The organism is Micromonospora maritima (assembly GCF_902825405.1).
Classification (GTDB): domain Bacteria; phylum Actinomycetota; class Actinomycetes; order Mycobacteriales; family Micromonosporaceae; genus Micromonospora; species Micromonospora maritima.
This window is the reverse complement of record NZ_CADEAU010000982.1, coordinates 1-547: the sequence shown is the minus strand read 5'-3', so window position 1 is coordinate 547 and position 547 is coordinate 1. Positions and strand designations below refer to the sequence as shown.

Here is a 547-nt window from a genome sequence, read left to right as displayed (position 1 = left end):
CGCCCGTGCCCGGCCCGCCGACCCCGGCGACCCCTCCGGCCCCCGCGCCCACCCCGACGCCCGCCACGGGCAACGGCGAGCACGGCTTCCCGGAGAACACGCCGCTGGCGGTGATGACCGACGCGCAGCAGGCCGCCTACTGGCGGTACCACGCCCGCAAGCACGAGGCGCGGGCGCAGTCCATGTCGGACTACGAGCAGCTGAAGCAGCAGGCCGCCGAGGCGGAGCGTCTCCGCCAGGCCGCCATGACCGACCACGAGCGCGCCATCGAGGCCGCTCGCACCGAGGGTCGCGCCGCCGCCTTGGCGGAGTCCGGCGCCGCGCTCGTCGAGCAGTTCATGGCCGCCGCCCTGCAGGGCCGGCTCAGCCCGGAGCAGATCACCGCGCTGATCTCCCCGCTCGACCGCAAGCAGTTCCTCGCCGCCGACGGCCTGCGGGTGGACACCGACAAGGTGAACGCCTGGGCCTCCGTCGTGGCGCCCACCCCGGCCGCGCCCGTCGTGCCGGCCGTTCCCGCCGCCGTCCCGGCCCCCGCGCCGACGCCGGC

1 protein-coding gene is annotated in these 547 nt (G+C 77.5%); it reads left to right on the top strand.

What is annotated here, in order from left to right; translation table 11 throughout:
- A partial coding sequence (locus tag HUW36_RS33975) for a hypothetical protein (protein WP_217428932.1) occupies nt 1–547 on the top strand: 547 nt, incomplete at both ends.